13 protein-coding genes are annotated in these 12,809 nt (G+C 70.8%); 7 read left to right on the top strand and 6 right to left on the bottom strand.

Going from position 1 to position 12,809, the window contains the following annotated elements:
- Window positions 1–26: 26 nt before the first annotated feature.
- From AC07B0_RS39795 to AC07B0_RS39770, 6 genes are all read left to right on the top strand, one after another.
- Window positions 27–932, top strand: a complete 906-nt coding sequence (locus AC07B0_RS39795; RefSeq protein ID WP_356871173.1) for an HhH-GPD family protein — start codon at window positions 27–29, stop codon at window positions 930–932.
- 218 nt (window positions 933–1,150) lie between these two features.
- Window positions 1,151–1,711 carry a SigE family RNA polymerase sigma factor gene (locus AC07B0_RS39790; protein WP_356871175.1) on the top strand — a complete coding sequence of 187 codons (561 nt, stop codon included), beginning with the start codon at window positions 1,151–1,153 and terminating at the stop codon, window positions 1,709–1,711.
- A gap of 65 nt (window positions 1,712–1,776) precedes the next feature.
- On the top strand, window positions 1,777–2,430 hold the full coding sequence (locus AC07B0_RS39785) for a hypothetical protein (protein ID WP_356871177.1): 654 nt from the start codon (window positions 1,777–1,779) through the stop codon (window positions 2,428–2,430).
- A gap of 13 nt (window positions 2,431–2,443) precedes the next feature.
- Window positions 2,444–3,157, top strand: coding sequence for a two-component system response regulator CseB (gene cseB / locus AC07B0_RS39780; protein WP_478865871.1), 714 nt, complete (start codon window positions 2,444–2,446; stop codon window positions 3,155–3,157).
- Window positions 3,154–4,470 carry a two-component system sensor histidine kinase CseC gene (gene cseC, locus AC07B0_RS39775; protein ID WP_356871181.1) on the top strand — a complete coding sequence of 439 codons (1,317 nt, stop codon included), beginning with the start codon at window positions 3,154–3,156 and terminating at the stop codon, window positions 4,468–4,470. Before cseB ends, cseC begins: the two co-directional genes overlap by 4 nt.
- A 141-nt stretch (window positions 4,471–4,611) precedes the next feature.
- The gene (locus tag AC07B0_RS39770) at window positions 4,612–5,802 is read left to right on the top strand and encodes a LamG-like jellyroll fold domain-containing protein (protein WP_478900534.1); all 1,191 of its coding nucleotides are present in this window, start codon (window positions 4,612–4,614) and stop codon (window positions 5,800–5,802) included.
- A gap of 68 nt (window positions 5,803–5,870) precedes the next feature.
- Here AC07B0_RS39770 and AC07B0_RS39765 read toward each other — a convergent pair whose 3' ends face one another.
- Together AC07B0_RS39765 and AC07B0_RS39760 are read right to left on the bottom strand one after the other, a co-directional pair.
- Window positions 5,871–6,497, bottom strand: a complete 627-nt coding sequence (locus AC07B0_RS39765) for a M23 family metallopeptidase (RefSeq protein WP_356871185.1) — start codon at window positions 6,495–6,497, stop codon at window positions 5,871–5,873.
- Window positions 6,498–7,362: 865 nt separating this feature from the next.
- Window positions 7,363–9,888: an ATP-dependent Clp protease ATP-binding subunit gene (locus AC07B0_RS39760; protein ID WP_356871187.1), complete on the bottom strand. Its 2,526-nt coding sequence runs from the start codon at window positions 9,886–9,888 to the stop codon at window positions 7,363–7,365.
- A 451-nt stretch (window positions 9,889–10,339) separates the two neighbouring features.
- Here AC07B0_RS39760 and AC07B0_RS39755 point away from each other — a divergent pair, with 451 nt between their 5' ends.
- A complete protein-coding gene (locus tag AC07B0_RS39755) occupies window positions 10,340–10,927 on the top strand; it encodes an SCO3374 family protein (RefSeq protein ID WP_356871189.1) in 588 nt (195 codons plus the stop codon).
- On the opposite strand, the gene AC07B0_RS39750 is transcribed toward AC07B0_RS39755, so the two are convergent.
- From AC07B0_RS39750 to AC07B0_RS39735, 4 genes are all read right to left on the bottom strand, one after another.
- Window positions 10,906–11,247 (bottom strand): histone-like nucleoid-structuring protein Lsr2, encoded by a 342-nt coding sequence (locus tag AC07B0_RS39750; protein ID WP_356871191.1) that lies wholly within the window; start codon window positions 11,245–11,247, stop codon window positions 10,906–10,908. The genes AC07B0_RS39755 and AC07B0_RS39750 overlap by 22 nt on opposite strands.
- Window positions 11,248–11,412: 165 nt before the next feature.
- Window positions 11,413–11,943, bottom strand: coding sequence for an amino-acid N-acetyltransferase (locus tag AC07B0_RS39745; protein ID WP_356871193.1), 531 nt, complete (start codon window positions 11,941–11,943; stop codon window positions 11,413–11,415).
- Between the two features lie 9 nt (window positions 11,944–11,952).
- On the bottom strand, window positions 11,953–12,405 hold the full coding sequence (locus tag AC07B0_RS39740) for a BlaI/MecI/CopY family transcriptional regulator (protein ID WP_478900531.1): 453 nt from the start codon (window positions 12,403–12,405) through the stop codon (window positions 11,953–11,955).
- A 76-nt stretch (window positions 12,406–12,481) separates the two neighbouring features.
- Entirely contained in the window at window positions 12,482–12,649 is a 168-nt protein-coding gene (locus AC07B0_RS39735) for a hypothetical protein (RefSeq protein WP_356871197.1), read from the bottom strand.
- Window positions 12,650–12,809: the final 160 nt, after the last annotated feature.

The raw sequence follows: 12,809 nt of genomic DNA, 5'->3' as shown, positions 1-12,809 counted from the left end.
CGAAACGTGCCAGGATGCCGTCTGCCATGACTGCATCCACCACTTCTTCCCCCGACGTCTCCCACGCGCTGCACTCCCCCGTCATCGCGTGGTTCGACGAGCACGCCCGCGACCTGCCCTGGCGCCGCCCCGAGGCCGGCCCCTGGGGGGTCATGGTCAGCGAGTTCATGCTCCAGCAGACCCCCGTCAGCCGGGTCCTGCCGGTCTACGAGCAGTGGCTCGCCCGGTGGCCCCGGCCGGCCGACCTGGCCGCCGAGGCCCCCGGCGAGGCCGTCCGCGCCTGGGGGCGGCTCGGCTACCCCCGCCGGGCCCTGCGCCTGCACGGCGCGGCCACGGCCATAACGGAACGGCACGGCGGCGACGTACCGCGCGAGCACGCGCAGCTGCTGGCGCTGCCCGGGATCGGCGAGTACACGGCCGCCGCGGTGGCCTCCTTCGCGTACGGGCAGCGGCACGCGGTGCTGGACACCAACGTCCGCCGGGTCTTCGCCCGCACCGCGACCGGCGTCGAATACCCGCCGAACGCCACCACGGCCGCCGAACGGCGCCTGGCGCGGGCCCTGCTCCCCGAGGACGAGGCGACGGCCGCCCGCTGGGCTGCGGCCTCGATGGAACTCGGCGCCCTCGTGTGCACCGCCAAGAGCCCGGACTGCGTCCGCTGCCCGGTCGCGGGGCTGTGCGCGTGGCGCCTCGCCGGGAAGCCCGCGCACGACGGACCGCCGCGGCGCGGCCAGACGTACGCCGGGACGGACCGCCAGGTGCGCGGCAAACTGCTGGCCGTGCTGCGCGACGCGGTCGGTCCGGTTCCGCAGGCGGTCCTCGACGCGGTGTGGGACGAGCCCGTGCAGCGGGCCCGGGCCCTGGACGGGCTGGTCTCCGACGGGCTGGTGGAGCCGCTCGCGCAGGGCATGTACCGGCTGCCGCAGAGCTGACCGCCCGGGCGGTCGAGAACTCCTCGATCCCGGCTCGTAGCTGACTCAACTATTCCGCTTCGGGCCGGGAAACCGCAGCTCACAGCCGCTGTTACACAACCTACGGCTGTCCGTGCGTCCACCGAAGGCTGACCCGCACAGTGCCGTGACAACCCGTCCGTACCTTCGGATCCGTAAGACGGCGGAGAGCGGTTGGACGGCAGCGGAGGCGGTCAGAGATGGCGCACGGCGAGGTACTCGGATTCGAAGAGTACGTACGCACCCGGCAGGACGCGCTGCTGCGCAGTGCCCGGCGCCTGGTCCCCGACCCCACCGACGCCCAGGACCTCCTCCAGACGGCCCTGGTGCGCACCTACGGTCGCTGGGACGGCATCGCCGACAAGTCCCTGGCCGACGCCTACCTGCGCCGCGTCATGATCAACACGCGGACCGAGTGGTGGCGGGCCCGCAAGCTCGACGAGGTCCCCACCGAGCAGCTCCCCGACGCCTCCGTCGAAGACGGCTCCGACCAGCGCGCCGACCGCGCCCTGCTGATGGACATCCTCAAGGTGCTCGCGCCCAAGCAGCGCAGTGTGGTCGTGCTGCGACACTGGGAGCAGATGAGCACCGAGGAGACGGCCGCGGCGCTCGGTATGTCGGCGGGAACCGTGAAGAGCACACTGCACCGCGCACTGGCCCGGCTCCGGCAGGAGCTGGAGAGCCGGGATCTGGACATGCGCGCGCTCGAACGCGGCGACCACACCATCCGGTACGAGGGGCGGGAGCGGTGCGCGGCCTGAACGGCCAAGAACTGAGTGACAGAGGTTCCCCCCCGGCAGGCGCCGGGAGGGGGCCGCTCGTACTGGTGTCGGCGGGGACGATCGTCCTCGTCGGCACCGTGCTGTTCGCGGTCGGCTGCTCGACCGGCGGCAGCGGGCTGCGCGACGGCGGCCCCGCCCACACGGACACCGTGGCGCGCACGGGCCGGCCGACGGACGGCGCGGACCCTGCGCCGGTGCCCCCCGGCCACGCCCCCGCGTCGGCCTCCGGCAGCCCCCTGAAGAAGGTCGACCCGGTCGCCCTCCTCAAGGCGGACCCCAAGGTCAGCCCGGCGATCAAACGGGACCTCAAGCCCTGCACGGGCAAGGAGTACCCGATCGACGTGAGCTACGGGAAGGTCACCGGGAACGGCACCGCCGACGTCATCGTCAACGTCCTGTCGTGCGCGGACGCGCTCGGGCTCGGCTCGTACGTGTACCGGGCCGACGGCGGGAAGTACGAGAATGTGTTCTCGGACGAACAGTCTCCCGTCTACGCGGAGATCGACCGGGGCGACCTGATGCTCATCAAACAGGTCTACGGCAAGGGCGACGCACTGGCCTATCCGTCCGGCGAGGACGTGATCACGTACCGCTGGAACGGGGAGAAGTTCACCGAGCAGGACCGTGTGCACACCGAGTACAGCAACGTGGTCGACGGCGGGGGCCAGCCCGCACCGGCCCTGACGCAGAAGAACTGAAGTGAGGCTGGGCATGGCCGAGACCCATGTGCTGTTCGTGGAGGACGACGACGTCATCCGCGAGGCCACGACCCTCGCGCTGGAGCGCGACGGGTTCGTGGTCACCGCCATGCCCGACGGGCTGTCCGGCCTGGAGTCCTTCCGGGCCGACCGGCCCGACATCGCGCTCCTCGACGTGATGGTGCCGGGGATGGACGGCGTGAGCCTGTGCCGCCGCATCCGCGACGAGTCCACCGTCCCCGTGATCATGCTGTCGGCGCGCGCCGACTCCATCGACGTGGTGCTGGGCCTGGAGGCGGGCGCCGACGACTACGTCACCAAGCCCTTCGACGGCTCGGTCCTCGTCGCCCGCATCCGCGCCGTCCTGCGCCGCTTCGGCCACGCCGGCGGCCCGCAGAACGGCGGCCCGAACGGCTCCGGCGAGGGGCAGGCCGGGGAACGCGGCGTACTGTCCTTCGGCGACCTGGAGGTCGACACCGAGGGCATGGAGGTCCGCAGGGCGGGCGCTCCCGTGGCGCTGACGCCGACCGAGATGCGGCTGCTGCTGGAGTTCTCCTCCGCGCCCGGCACCGTGCTCTCGCGCGACCGGCTGCTGGAGCGCGTCTGGGACTACGACTGGGGCGGCGACACCCGTGTCGTGGACGTCCACGTCCAGCGGCTGCGCACCAAGATCGGTCAGGACCGGATCGAGACGGTCCGGGGCTTCGGATACAAGCTGAAGGCATGAGGCGCTTCACCCTCCGTACGGGAATCCGCTGGAAGATCACACTCGCCATCGCCGCCGTGGGCGCCCTCACCGCGGTCGCGCTGAGCCTGGTCGTGCACAGCGCTGCCCGCGTGTCGATGCTGGAGAGCGCCCGCGACGCCGAACTGGAGCGCGTGCAGTACATCGCCACGCGCAACACCGACATGGGCCGCAAGCCCATCTGGGGCGCCAAGCTCAACGACCCGGAACTGCCCGCGCAGCTGCGGGAGAAGGCCCGTTCCGGACGGCGCGGCACCTACGTGCAGGAGAGCCCGCGCAAGGCTCCGGAGGTGTGGGCCGCCGTACCGCTCGGCAACGGGCAGGTGCTCTCCCTGCACCACCCCTTCCGGGAGAGCGCCAACATGGTGCGCGACCTGGACCGGGCGCTGGTCATCGGCTCCCTCTCCGTGGTGATCGGCGGCTCCGCGCTCGGGGTGCTCATCGGCGGCCAGATCTCGCGCCGCCTGCGCAAGGCCGCGGCCGCGGCGCAGCGGGTGGCGCACGGGGACCCCGAGGTGCGGGTGCGGGACGCCGTCGGCGGTGTCGTACGGGACGAGACGGACGACCTCGCGCGGGCGGTGGACGCCATGGCGGACGCCCTCCAGCAGCGGCTGGAGGCCGAGCGGCGGGTCACCGCGGACATCGCGCACGAGCTGCGGACCCCGGTGACGGGCCTGCTCACAGCTGCGGAACTGCTGCCTCCGGGGCGGCCCACGGAACTCGTACGGGACCGGGCTCAGGCGATGCGGGCGCTGGTCGAGGACGTGCTGGAGGTGGCCCGGCTGGACAGCGCGTCCGAGCGGGCCGAGCTCCAGGACGTGGCGCTGGGCGAGTTCGTGAGCCGGCGCGTGTCGGCGCTGATGCCGGAGGCGGGCGTACGGATCGTCGCCGACGAGATCGTCAGCACCGACCCGCGCCGGCTGGAGCGGATCCTCGGCAACCTCCTGGCCAACGCCGCGCGGTACGGGCAGCCGCCCGTCCAGGTCGACATCGAGGGCCGGGTCGTACGCGTCCGGGACCACGGGCCGGGCTTCCCCGAGGCCCTGCTCCGGGAGGGGCCGAGCCGCTTCCGGACCGGGTCGACGGACCGGGCGGGCGTCGGGCACGGGCTCGGCCTGACCATCGCGGAGGGCCAGGCCCGGGTCCTGGGCGCCCGGCTGACCTTCCGCAACGTCGCGGCGCCGGGCGGCGGCGAGGGCGAGGGTTCCGCGGCGGGTGCGGTGGCGGTGCTGTGGCTGCCGGAGCACGCGCCGACGGCGACGGGGAGCTTCCCGATCATCCAGCTGCCGGGGTGAGCCGGTCCGCCGGTCCGCCGCCCGGCGGGACGCCGGACCGCGTACGGCACGGGTGTCCGGGGATGCGGGGGCGCGGGTCCGCCACCGTTTCGCGGGCGGCGGCCGTTCGTTCGGCCACGGCGATGTTTTAGCATCCGTGCCATGACTGACGGTACGGATCGCCCCCACGGCCACCAGCCCGACCCCGCCGCCGGGAGCGGCGGCGGCTACGGATTCCCGCAGGGGATACCCGGCGGGTACGGGCAGCCCGGCTCCGGCCTGCCGGGTTCCGTACCGCCGAACCCCTACCAGCAGCCCCCGCAGGGTCAGGGGCAGCCGCAGCCCGGGCAGCCCCTCGGGGTGTTCCCGCCGGCGGAGCCGTTCCCCCCGGCCGAACCGTTTCCGCCCGCCGAGCCGTTCGCACCGGGACCGGAGGCTTTCGCTTCGTCCCCGCAGCCGGACTGGCAGGCGCTGGCCGACCGCACCGAGGCGCAGCAGCGCAAGCGGCGGCTGCTGACGATCGGGATCGGATCGCTCGCGGTCGTCCTGGTCGCGGCGGGTACGGCGTTCTTCCTGTTCCCGGGTTCCGATCAGCCCGACGACAAGCCGACGACGGCGGCCTCGGGATCTCCGAGCCCCTCGGGCGAGGAGGAGCCGCCCGAGTCGAAGGCTCCGGAGGACGACTCCCCCACCGTTGCCGGTGAGCCGAACCTGCTGCGCGACCGCAGCGGCAAGATGGGCATCGCCCTGGGACCGGGCGCCTCGCTCGGCGAACTGGCCAAGCGGACCGAGGTCAGGTTCAAGGGCACGGCCGACTCGTACGCGCAGGGCGCGGAGGCGGCCGTGGACGTGACGAAGAGCTTCACCGTCTCCACCCGCGCCTACAACGTCGCCGAGAACGGCTCCCGGATGGCGGTGAGCCAGGGCGACGGGGACTCGTACTCGTTCGAGCTGGGCTTCGAGGTGGTGAACGGCAAGAAGGCCTGGGTGTTCCGCGTCCAGACCGGCGACAAGGGCCAGGCGGCCACGGCGCAGCAGGTCGTGCTGGACAACGTCGACACCGTGCGGAACTGGGCCCTGCTGACGGGGACGTACGACGCGGAGAAGAAGACGATCGCGCTCTGGGTGGACGACAAGCCGGCCGGCCAGGCGCAGGTGTCGGGCATCTGGGCGGGCCCCGGGCCGCTCCAGCTGGGCCGGGCGCGCCACCACGGCATCTGGAGCGCGGCGTGGGACGGGCCGCTCGACCACATCCGGATCTTCGACCAGGCGCTGGGCCAGGAGCAGATCACCGGCCTGAAGAACAACAAGCTCGACAAGAAGACGAAGCCGACGCACTCCTGGCTGATCTGACCCGGCCTGCCCCCGTCTGACCCGCCGCCAGGACCGGTCGTCCGGGTTCCTGGCGGCCTCCGTGCTGCTTAGAGGCTGACGCCGGCGCTGCGCAGGAAGGTCACCGGGTTGATGGCCGAGCCGTAGTTCGGGGTGGTGCGGATCTCGAAGTGCAGGTGCGGGCCGCTGGAGTTGCCGGTGTTGCCGGACAGCGCGATCCGCTGGTCCTTGCCGACCTTCTGGCCGATCTTGACCTGGATCTTCGACAGGTGCGCGTACTGGGAGTACTTGTTGTTCGCGTGCTTGATCACGACGGCGTTGCCGTAGGCGGGGCCGTCGCCGCCGCCGTTCGGGCCGGCCTTGACGACGGTGCCTGCGGCAGCGGACTTGACCGGGGTGCCGACCGGGACGGCGAAGTCCTGGCCGGAGTGCTTGTGCGACCACATGCTGCCGCCCTTGCCGAAGGTGGCGGAGAGCGTGTAGCGGTCGAGGGGCTTGTCCCACAGACCGGACTTCTTGGCGGCGGCCTTGGCGTTGGCGGCCTGGGCCTGCGCCTGGGCCTGAACGGCCACCAGCTCGGCGGTCGCGGACAGGGTGTTCGGGGTCTCGTCGGCGAAGGCCGCGTTCGCTCCGGCCCCGAGAGCCAGCACCGCACCGAGACCGGTGGCGACGGCGGCGATACGGGTACGACGGTTGCTGACGCGGTTCGCGGACATGTGGAGACCTCCGAGGCCGGGGACAAGGGCGTGGTTCGGGCAAGAAAGGACCCGGCGGGGCGGCTTGGAGCCGTCGGTGCCGGGCTTGCCCATCCTTGGTAACCCGGGGGCCCCGGCTTCCCCAAACACCGCCGTTACTACCCGGACTCGTAGATAAGCGGAGGCGAATCTTCCTGTTGACGCCCCCCAGGCTGGGCCTGGACAGGGACAAATCGGACGCCAAAATCTACGAGAGGTCCTAGTAGGTCCGATTTGCCCTGTGCGGCTTGTCACCGGCCGCGGGACCCCCGTCCCCTTGTATCCAGGACCAGTTGAGACCTGGGTCACTGCCCACGGGAGCCCCTGACCGCGGACCCCCCACCCGGGCGTGGCGCCGACCACCGCACCGCGGCGGGCTCGAAGGCGCGGCCGACGCTACGGGAACGGCCGGCCCGACGGACCCTCGCCCCACCCTGCACGCCCCCGGCGGCGTCCCCCTGACCGCCTGCACGGAGTCCGCCCGGGCGGGGGAGGCCGCTGGGCGGCCGTCCCCGGCATGGCGGGCCGGGGGCCGCTGGGCGGCCACCTCCGCCGCGCGGGGCGGCCCGGACGGCCGTTTCCCCGCGTCCTGCGCCTGGCCCCCCCCCCATCCGGCCCCGGCCCGCCACGGCGAGGCGCCTGGCCGTCCCCGGGGGCTTCCCGGGGCCCACGTCCCGGCCCCGCCTGCCGGAGCCCGGCCCGGGAGCGGCCCGGCCCTTCGCCGCCGCCACCGCGTCGGGACAGCCGTACGTACCGGCTCCCCGGCGTCCGCCCACGGCAAAAGGGGCGGCCCCGGGACTCTTCAGTCCCGGGGCCGCCCCTTCGTACTGCTACCAGCGGCTAGCGCTTACGCGCCCTTGGAGAGGTCCGGGCCCGAGCCCGTCGCCTCGATCGGGGGGAGGTCGGGCAGCGCCGACTTCTCCTCGCCGCGGAAGGTGAACTTGGCTTCGTCACCCTCACCCTCCACACCGACGACCACGATGTGACCGGGACGCAGCTCGCCGAAGAGGATCTTCTCCGACAGCAGGTCCTCGATCTCGCGCTGGATGGTCCGGCGCAGCGGGCGCGCACCCATGATCGGGTCGTAGCCGCGCTTGGCCAGGAGCTGCTTCGCGTCACCGCTGAGCTCGATGCCCATGTCGCGGTCCTTGAGGCGCTCGTCCACCTTGGCGATCATCAGGTCGACGATCTGGATGATGTCTTCCTGCGTGAGCTGGTGGAAGACGACCGTGTCGTCGACGCGGTTCAGGAACTCGGGCCGGAAGTGCTGCTTGAGCTCTTCGTTGACCTTCGCCTTCATCCGGTCGTAACCGGTCTTGGTGTCGCCCTGGGCGGCGAAGCCCAGGTTGAAGCCCTTCGAGATGTCCCGCGTACCCAGGTTGGTCGTCATGATGATGACCGTGTTCTTGAAGTCCACGACCCGGCCCTGGGAGTCGGTCAGGCGACCGTCCTCCAGGATCTGGAGCAGGGAATTGAAGATATCCGGGTGCGCCTTCTCGACCTCGTCGAAGAGGACGACGGAGAACGGCTTCCGGCGGACCTTCTCGGTCAGCTGGCCGCCCTCTTCGTAGCCCACGTAGCCGGGGGGCGAACCGAAGAGACGCGAAACCGTGTGCTTCTCGCTGAACTCCGACATGTCGAGGGAGATCAGCGCGTCCTCGTCGCCGAAGAGGAATTCGGCGAGCGTCTTGGAGAGCTCGGTCTTACCGACACCGGACGGGCCGGCGAAGATGAACGAGCCACCGGGACGCTTCGGGTCCTTCAGACCCGCACGGGTGCGGCGGATGGCCTGGGAGAGCGCCTTGATGGCGTCCTTCTGGCCGATGACGCGACGGTGGAGCTCGTCCTCCATGCGCAGGAGGCGGGAAGACTCCTCCTCCGTGAGCTTGAAGACGGGAATGCCGGTCGCGGTCGCGAGGACTTCGGCGATGAGCTCGCCGTCGACCTCGGCGACGACGTCCATGTCGCCGGCCTTCCATTCCTTCTCGCGCTTGGCCTTCGCGGCGAGCAGCTGCTTCTCCGAATCACGGAGGGAAGCCGCCTTCTCGAAGTCCTGGGAGTCGATGGCCGACTCCTTGTCGCGGCGCACGCCCGCGATCTTCTCGTCGAACTCGCGGAGGTCCGGCGGTGCGGTCATCCGGCGGATGCGCATCCGGGAGCCGGCCTCGTCGATCAGGTCGATCGCCTTGTCCGGCAGGAAGCGGTCCGAGATGTACCGGTCCGCCAGCGTCGCCGCCTGGACGAGGGCCTCGTCCGTGATGGAGACGCGGTGGTGGGCCTCGTAGCGGTCGCGCAGGCCCTTGAGGATCTCGATCGTGTGGGGGAGGGAAGGCTCCGCCACCTGGATCGGCTGGAAGCGGCGCTCGAGGGCCGCGTCCTTCTCGAGGTGCTTGCGGTACTCGTCCAGCGTGGTGGCACCGATGGTCTGGAGCTCACCACGGGCCAGCATCGGCTTCAGGATGCTCGCGGCGTCGATCGCGCCCTCGGCGGCGCCCGCACCCACGAGGGTGTGGAGCTCGTCGATGAACAGGATGATGTCGCCGCGGGTGCGGATCTCCTTGAGGACCTTCTTCAGGCGCTCCTCGAAGTCACCGCGGTAGCGGGAGCCCGCCACCAGTGCACCCAGGTCCAGGGTGTAGAGGTGCTTGTCCTTGAGGGTCTCGGGCACCTCGCCCTTGACGATCGCCTGGGCCAGGCCCTCGACGACGGCGGTCTTGCCGACGCCGGGCTCGCCGATGAGGACCGGGTTGTTCTTGGTCCGGCGGGACAGCACCTGCATGACCCGCTCGATCTCCTTCTCGCGCCCGATGACCGGGTCGAGCTTGGATTCGCGAGCGGCCTGCGTGAGGTTGCGGCCGAACTGGTCGAGGACGAGCGAGGTCGAGGGCGTACCCTCGGCCGGGCCGCCTGCCGTGGCCGACTCCTTGCCGCCTCCGGTGTAGCCGGAGAGCAGCTGGATGACCTGCTGCCGGACTCGGTTGAGATCGGCTCCCAGCTTCACGAGGACCTGGGCGGCGACGCCCTCGCCCTCGCGGATCAGGCCGAGCAGGATGTGCTCGGTGCCGATGTAGTTGTGGCCGAGCTGGAGGGCCTCGCGGAGCGAAAGCTCCAGGACCTTCTTCGCCCGCGGGGTGAAGGGGATGTGGCCGGACGGGGCCTGCTGCCCCTGACCGATGATCTCCTCAACCTGCTGGCGAACAGCCTCGAGCGAAATCCCGAGGCTCTCCAGGGCCTTAGCGGCGACACCCTCACCCTCGTGGATCAAGCCCAGGAGGATGTGCTCGGTGCCGATGTAGTTGTGGTTGAGCATCCGGGCTTCTTCCTGAGCCAGGACGACAACCCGCCGCGCGCGGTCGGTGAACCTCTCGAACATCGTTTATCGCTCCTCAGAGCGGTCGGGCAGTTCGGGGTCGGTCCCCGCCCTGTCCTTCCGCATGCTAGTCCCGTGAGGCGGGACAGCTCATTCCAACTGCCGACATCCGTCCACGGCTCACCCCCACGTCGGTGAGGAAAACCGGCTGTAAGAGCCGACTACTGCTCCAACCCGATCCTGCGAGACGATGTTCCCGCAGGCCAGGCAGATACCCGTCACACGTGTACGCCGATGGCGAACGGAAGCCGCCCAAATCAGCGTGTCGCCCCGATCCACTAGGAATGTCTTACCCGTCGGGACTGACACTCCATGCCGGTGGGCACGGTTCCCTCCGCTACGGGCGAACACGCTTGTGTCCCGAATGTGGGACTCCACTCTGCGGACGTTTACGTTCCGCATTGTTTCCGGCGCGTTGCGTAACCCCCGAGCCTTCCGCGGAGTTGCTTCGGGCATGGCCGTCAGCTCCGCCTGCGTACCGCCGCCGCGCGTCCCGCCCGAGCAGGACGCGCCCACCCCTTCCCCGTGGTCCCACTGGTACGAGCGGGTCCTCGGCTGGACGCTCGCCGGCGGGTCTCCCGCACGGCTCGCCACCGGGCTCCGGTTCGACGTACTGGAACTGCCGGCCGACGCCGGGGCCGAACTGCTGCGCCGGCCGCTGCGCACCGGTCCGGTCGCCCTCACGGGGCGCAGGATGTGCTTCCTGGTGGCTCCGGGCGGTGCCGACGAGCTGGAAGGCCTGCTCGACTGGCTGGAGTGGGGCGGGGTGGCCCTCGACCTGACCGGCGTGGGTGCCGGGGGCGGGATCACCGCCCCGGTACCGCCGGGCTGGCCGCAAAGCCCTCAGGGGGCCGCCGTGTGGCTGCGGCCCCCCGAGCTGGGGTGCGAGGCATCGCTGCCGTCCCTGCCCGCTCCCGGGCAGGGCACCGGTCCCGGACGGAGCTCCGGTACCGGTCTCGTACGACTGGTGGCCGCGGCGGCGACGGAATGCCACCGCGCCCGCCTGACGAGGCGAGCGCCTCAGCCCTTGGCGTTCTCGTAGGCCTCGCGGATCTCGGCCGGGACGCGGCCGCGGTCGTTCACGCTGAGCCCCTGGGCCTTGGCCCACGCGCGGATCTCGGCGGTGTCCGGGCTGCCGGACGAAGCCGCGGCGCGACCACCCTTGGCACGGCCGGCGGAAGCACGTCCGCCGGTGCGGCGGCCGCCCTTGGTGTACGGGTCGAGCAGCCCGCGGAGCTTTTCAGCGTTGGCGGTGGTGAGGTCGATCTCGTAGGTCTTGCCATCCAGAGCGAACGTCACGGTCTCGTCCGCCTCGCCACCGTCGAGGTCGTCGACAAGAAGGACCTGAACCTTCTGTGCCACCGGATTTCCTTTCATCGAAAATGCAGTACGCGGAAAGGAAACCGCTTTTGCCAGGAAAACACAAACCCCCGGCGAGAGGTTCAGGACCTCAACAGGGCGGGAAACGTACGCGATTCGGACATAGGCCACAGGCCCGGGGGGCCCTGAAAAAGCGGCCTTGATCGATCACAGGTGCAGAAGCATCCGGCTGTTGCCCAAGGTGTTCGGCTTCACTCGTTCGAGACCGAGGAACTCGGCGACGCCCTCGTCATAGGAACGCAGGAGCTCCATGTAGACATCGGTCTCGACCGGGGTCTCGCCGATCTCGACGAAGCCGTGCTTCGCGAAGAAGTCCACTTCGAAGGTCAGGCAGAATACCCGGCTCACCCCGAGCAGGCGGGCGGTCTCCAACAACTTGGCGAGCATCTGATGCCCTACGCCGGAGCCCTTCAACTCGCGGTCGACGGCGAGTGTGCGCACTTCGGCGAGGTCTTCCCACATGACGTGGAGCGCCCCGCACCCCACGACCTGGCCGTCCCCCTCGCGTTCCGCGACCCAGAACTCCTGGATGTCCTCGTAAAGGACCACGGGGGCTTTGTCGAGCAGGATCCGCTGCTGCACGTACTGGTCGAGCAGGCGGCGCAGCGCCGGAACATCACGGGTGCGCGCGCGGCGGATGGTCACTGTTTTCTCGTCTGCGGCGGAAAGCTCTCCCATACCCGGACGCTATCGCCCCGGGTCGGTCCGGCGCTCGCCGGAGTCCCCTTCCGGTTCGACGGGGGCGGGGGCCGGCTCCGGGTCCGGGGGAACCTCGGGATCGTCGTGCTGAACGATGCGCACGGCGTCGCGGAGGGCTTCACGCTGTTCCGAGGACATCATGCCGAAGAAGGCGACGAGAGCGGCGGCCGGGCTGTCGCTGGTCGACCAGGCTTCGTTCATCAGTGCGGCCGAGTAGGCGGCGCGGGTGGAGACCGCCGTATATCGATAGGCGCGGCCTTCGGCTTCCCGGCGGACCCAGCCCTTCTGATGGAGATTGTCCATAACCGTCATGACCGTGGTGTACGCGATGGACCGTTCCTGCTGGAGGTCTTCCAGGACTTCCCGAACGGTGACCGGGCGGTTCCACTGCCACACCCGCGTCATGACGGCGTCTTCGAGTTCTCCCAAGGGGCGAGGCACACCAGCACGATAGTGCGGAATGGGGCGAATTGCCCGACCATTCGTCGGGCAACGCGCGGCAAAACCGGGTCGGCGGCTACTTCTGCGGCTGCTGGGCGGCCTCGGCGCGGGCGATCACGGCGTCGACGGCCGCGTCCTCCTTCGCCTTGTTGGCACCGCCCTGGCTCTTCACGATCGTCACGACGAGGGCGATGAAGAACGCGGCCATCACGATGGGGGGCACGAGCGCGGATACGTAGTCCATGCCCCCAGCCTAGCCAGTGCCATGGCCGGGAAGGTGTGCCGGGTCGCGGCGTCCGGTGCGGTGCGTCTCAAGGCGGAGGGCCACGGCTCGTACCGGACGTACCTCCGTGGTCCGACAACGCGGAGAGGTGCCGTGCCGGGCGTCGCGACCCGGTGGACCT

The organism is Streptomyces sp. NPDC044704 (genome assembly GCF_056433525.1).
The sequence above is the reverse complement of the archived record's forward strand: the minus strand, read 5'-3'. Positions and strand labels throughout refer to the sequence as shown.